The sequence below is a fragment of the Streptomyces sp. NPDC058955 genome, from assembly GCF_042741435.1.
Taxonomy (GTDB): Bacteria; Actinomycetota; Actinomycetes; order Streptomycetales; family Streptomycetaceae; genus Streptomyces.
Map to the genome: position 1 here is coordinate 1 of NZ_JBHYKM010000103.1, position 4,968 is coordinate 4,968.

Sequence of the window (4,968 nt, forward strand, 5' to 3'; positions counted from 1 at the left end):
GCGCCCGCCACACCCACACTCCCGACGGGGGGTGGTGTGGGGGGGGGTGGTGTCGGTGGGGGGGGGGGGGGGGGGCGGGGGGGGGCCGCCCCCGCCCGCCCCTCCAGGTCTGCAGCCCTTCCGCCCTTCCGCCCTTCCGCCCTTCAGCCCTTCACGCAGATGACCTGCTTGAGCTTGGCGACGACCTCCACGAGGTCCGTCTGCTGCTCGATGACCTTCTCGATCGGCTTGTACGCGCCCGGGATCTCGTCCACGACGCCGGAGTCCTTGCGGCACTCCACACCCCGCGTCTGCTCCTCCAGGTCCCGCGTCGAGAAGCGCCGCTTCGCCGCGCTCCGGCTCATCTTCCGGCCCGCGCCGTGCGAGGCCGAGTTGAACGACGCCGCGTTCCCCAGCCCCTTCACGATGTACGAACCGGTGCCCATCGAGCCCGGGATGATCCCGAACTCCCCGGAACCGGCCCGGATCGCGCCCTTACGGGTCACGAGCAGGTCCATGCCCTCGTACCGCTCCTCCGCCACGTAGTTGTGGTGGCAGGAGATCACCGGGTCGAAGGTCACCTTCGCCTTCCGGAACTCCCTCCGGACGGTCTCCTGGAAGAGCGCCATCATGATCGCGCGGTTGTACTTCGCGTACTCCTGCGCCCAGAAGAGGTCGTGCCGGTACGCCGCCATCTGCGGCGTCTCCGCCACGAAGACCGCCAGGTCGCGGTCGATGATCCCCTGGTTGTGCGGCAGCTTCTGCGCCACGCCGATGTGATGCTCGGCGAGCTCCTTGCCGATGTTCCGGGAGCCCGAGTGCAGCATCAGCCACACCGCGCCGGACGTGTCGACGCACAGCTCCACGAAGTGGTTGCCGGCCCCGAGCGTGCCCATCTGCAGCGCGGCCCGGTCCCGCCGGAACTTCACCGCGTCCGCGACGCCGTCGAACCGCGACCAGAAGTCGTCCCAGCCCGAGGTCGGGAACCCGAACAGCCGCTTCGGGTCGACCTCCGCGCGGTGCATGCCCCGGCCCACCGGGATCGCCTGCTCGATCTTCGAGCGGAGGCGGGAGAGGTCGGCCGGAAGGTCGTTCGCGGTCAGGGAGGTCTTCACCGCGGACATGCCGCAGCCGATGTCCACGCCGACGGCCGCCGGACAGACGGCGTCCTTCATCGCGATCACCGAGCCGACCGTCGCACCCTTGCCGTAATGCACGTCGGGCATGACCGCGAGGCCCTTGATCCACGGCAGCGTCGCCACATTCCGCAGCTGCTGCATCGCGCCGCCCTCCACCGTGGAAGGATCGGCCCACATCCGGATGGGCACCTGCGCACCCGGTACCTCTACGTACGACATACTTCCTCGATTCCCCCGAAAAGTCCGATAACGCAAAAACCGGAGCCAAAGCCCGTACAGGTGACGGCGGACCGGCATCAACGGCTGCGCGTGCGATAGACATTGTGTCCATCCGCCTTCAGGGGGCGGCAAAGGGTTTTCGGGAAAGACTTCGGGAGAAGGGAGCCTGGGACGGTGCAGCGAAAGAGGTTCTCACCCGGCCGCGCCCCCGCCACCCTCCTCGGCCTCGGCGCCGGTCTCGCCGTCACGCTCGGCGCGCTGACCGGCTGCTCGGCCGCGGACCCCGCCGAGGACGTCACCCTCGACGCGAAGGCCGGCGCCGCCGCCGCGCCCGTCGCGCCGCCCGGCCGCTACCGCACCCTGTTCGAGCCGTGCGGCGCCGTCCCCCAGGCCACCCTGCGCGAGCTGCTGCCCGGGACCGCGGCCCTGACCGACGCCGAGCGGGCCAAGGTCCTCCGCGGCACCACGGCCGTCACGTACGACACGGACCGGCGCGTCGGCTGCACCTGGAACGCGGACACCGAGGACGGCGGCGCCCACCGGCTGGTGCTCGACGTCGAGCGGGTGGTCTCGTACGACCCGACGGTGAGCGACGCCGCCCGGGCCCAGGAGGTCTACACCCGCAAGCAGCTCGCGGCCGGGATCGCCGTACCGGTGACGCCCACGCCCACCCCCACCGCCGCCACGCCCACCACCGCCACGGCGACCGCGACCCCGCCCGCGACGGCGTCACCGACCGGCACCCCCACCGGCCCCACCGGCCCCACGGGATCCACCGACCCCGCCGGACCCACCGGTCCCGCCACCGCCCCCACGGGCTCCCCGTCCTCCGGCGCCACGCCCCCCGCCGCGGGCACCCCCACCGCCCCGGCGACGACGGGTCTGGAGTCCCGCACGCTGGGCGGGCTCGGCGACATCGCGTTCGTGGACGACACGCTCGGCAAGGCCGGCGGGAACGGCCACCAGCGGGTCGTGAGCGTGGTCTTCCGCACATCGAACGTGATCGTGACGGTCGAGTACCGACAGCGCACGACCGGGGTGGCGGCGGCCCCGGACAGCAAGGAACTGCAGGACAGGGCCCAGAACCTGGCCCGGCTGCTGGCCGACCGGCTGGAGGAGTAGCCGACCGTCCGGTCCCCTGCGCGACCCCCCGGGCGGCGGGGGGACCACGTAACGTGTCGGCGTACCCAGGGCCGCCAGGGCCGCCGACCGGCGCCGGCCGTACGACAAGCGACTGAAGGAACCATGCAGCGATCAGCTCCGCGACTCACCCGCATTCTCGCCGCCGCAGCCGTCCCCGTGATGCTCGTCGTCGCCGGCTGCTCCTCGGACTCGGGAAGCGGCGGCAGTGGGTCCGGTGACACCGGCGCGGCGCAGGGGAAGGCGACCGCGACCGCGTCGGCGACCCCCTCTCCGACGCCGACGGTCGAGCCGGCGAAGTTCGCGGAGCTGCCGCCGGCGTGCAAGGCGATCGCGGCGAAGACGGCGTCCTCACTGGTGCCGAAGGCGAAGAACGAGAAGGGGACGGCGGCGGCCTCCACCGACCTGTCGCACCGCGGCGGCTGCTCCTGGAACGGCCTGGAGGACAAGGGCGTCAAGGGCTCGCAGTACCGCTGGCTCGACGTGTCGTTCTACCGCTACGACTCCGAGGTGTCGCTGGGCAGCGGCCAGGCCCGGGCGCAGGAGAACTTCGCCAAGGAGCTCGGCAAGATCCAGGCCACCACGGGTGCGAAGAAGATGAGCACCACCACGACGTCCGGCATCGGCGACGAGGCGAAGACGGTGACGTACACCGTGAAGAAGACCGGCGAGGACTTCGTGTACGCGTCGGTCGTGGCGCGCACGGGCAACGTGCTGGTGCTGCTGTCGTACAACGGCGCCGGGTACGCGGGCGCGCCGACGCCGGACGCGAAGAAGATCGTCGCGGGTGCGACGAAGGCGGCGAAGGAAGCGGTCGCCGCGGTGGCCACGGCCAACAAGTAGTCCTACCCCCGCGGCCGGGCCGGTCAACCCCCTTCGGCCGCACGGGTAGTGACACAAATCAACACAGACAGGCGTGTCCGAGCGGAGCCCGTCCCTCCCCAGGGGTTCGGGCTTCGCTCATGTGTGCCACCCTGGGGCCCGCGAGACGTCGAATCACGGGAGGGGATCGCGGGTGGCCGCGATGGAGCTGACACGCACACACCGCATACTCATCGGGCTCGTCATCGGCGGCGCGGTGATCATCGCGGGGATCGGTTTCGCGGGTTCGTACGCGGCCGTGCGCGAGCTTGCCGTGCACAAGGGCTTCGGTACGTTCTCGTACTTCTTCCCGATCGGCATCGACGCGGGCATCTGTGTGCTGCTCGCACTGGACCTGCTGCTGACGTGGCTGCGGATCCCGTTCCCGCTGCTCCGGCAGACGGCGTGGATCCTGACGGCGGCGACGATCGCGTTCAACGGCGCGGCGGCGTGGCCCGACCCGCTGGGCGTGGGCATGCACGCGGTCATCCCGGTGCTGTTCGTGGTGGCGGTCGAGGCGGCGCGGCACGCGGTCGGCCGGATCGCCGACATCACCGCGGACAAGCACATGGAGGGCGTGCGGCTGACCCGCTGGCTGCTGTCGCCGGTGCCGACGTTCCGGCTGTGGCGGCGGATGAAGCTGTGGGAGCTGCGCTCGTACGACCAGGTGATCAAGCTGGAGCAGGAGCGGCTGATCTACCAGGCCCGGCTCCAGGCCCGGTTCGGGCGCGGCTGGCGCCGCAAGGCGCCGGTGGAGGCGCTGATGCCGCTGCGGCTCGCCCGGTACGGCGTCCCGCTCGCCGAGACGGCCCCGGCGGGCCTGGCGGCGGCGGGCATCGACCCGGTCCTTCTGCCGCCGAACCCGGCTCAGGCCCAGATCCCGGCGCAGGCCCCGCAGCCGCAGCCGCAGCCACTGGCCATGGTCCAGGCGCCGGCGCAGGTCCTCCAGGAGCTCCCGACGGCCGGACCCGCCCCGGCACAGCAGCCGCAGCAGGGCCCGGCCCCGGCACCCCAGCAGATGCATCCGCAGGCGCATCCGCAGGCCCAGGAGCCCGCGCACCCGAACCACGAGAGCCCCTGGTTCGACACCCCGCAGGTCACCCCGGAGGGGTACGGGGGCTCGTACACCGCGCAGGCGGCGGACCAGACAGCGGACCAGGCCGCGGAGCAGGTCCAGGAGAACGCTCCCGAGGGCGTCCCCGGAGACGCCTCGGCGCCGGAGCCCGAGGCGGCGCGTCCGGAGCTGTTCGGGGTGCTGCAGCAGCCCGACCCGCTCCAGCCGCCCGACCCGCAGATGGAGGAGTTCCGGGAGATCGCCTACAAGCTGACGTACGGCTTCGTGCAGGAGCACGAGCGCTTCCCGACCCCGTTCGAGCTGGATCAGCTGGTGGCGGAGGCGTACGGCTTCCAGCAGCTCCCGGAGCCCCAGTCCGACCTGCTCCAGCTGGTCACCCCGGAGGTGCAGGAGCGCGTCCGCGAGGAGATGCAGGAGTACGACCCCTCCTGACCCGCCCGCACCCCGCACACGCCGAAGGGGCGGGGCCGCCGGGGGGGGGGGCGCGGCGGGTACCACCGGGGGGTGGCGCCGGCCGACCGGGGCCGCCGGCGGGCGGCGGCGGGCGGGTGGGCG

Annotated in this window: 4 protein-coding genes; 3 read left to right on the plus strand and 1 reads right to left on the minus strand. The window is 72.5% G+C overall.

Translation table 11 applies throughout. The annotated features are described in order from the left end of the window. Positions 1-143: 143 nt before the first annotated feature. On the minus strand, positions 144-1,337 hold the full coding sequence (locus ACFW1I_RS29815; protein WP_384675720.1) for an RtcB family protein: 1,194 nt from the start codon (positions 1,335-1,337) through the stop codon (positions 144-146). A 174-nt stretch (positions 1,338-1,511) separates the two neighbouring features. Between ACFW1I_RS29815 and ACFW1I_RS29820 the strand changes: the two genes are divergently transcribed. The 3 genes from ACFW1I_RS29820 (at position 1,512) to ACFW1I_RS29830 (ending at position 4,845) form a co-directional block, all read left to right on the plus strand. Further along, the gene (locus ACFW1I_RS29820; protein WP_384675722.1) at positions 1,512-2,459 is read left to right on the plus strand and encodes a DUF3558 domain-containing protein; all 948 of its coding nucleotides are present in this window, start codon (positions 1,512-1,514) and stop codon (positions 2,457-2,459) included. Positions 2,460-2,582: 123 nt separating this feature from the next. Further along, positions 2,583-3,320 (plus strand): DUF3558 domain-containing protein, encoded by a 738-nt coding sequence (locus tag ACFW1I_RS29825; protein ID WP_384675724.1) that lies wholly within the window; start codon positions 2,583-2,585, stop codon positions 3,318-3,320. 172 nt (positions 3,321-3,492) lie between these two features. Further along, a complete protein-coding gene (locus ACFW1I_RS29830; protein ID WP_384675726.1) occupies positions 3,493-4,845 on the plus strand; it encodes a DUF2637 domain-containing protein in 1,353 nt (450 codons plus the stop codon). The last annotated feature ends 123 nt before the right edge of the window (positions 4,846-4,968 follow it).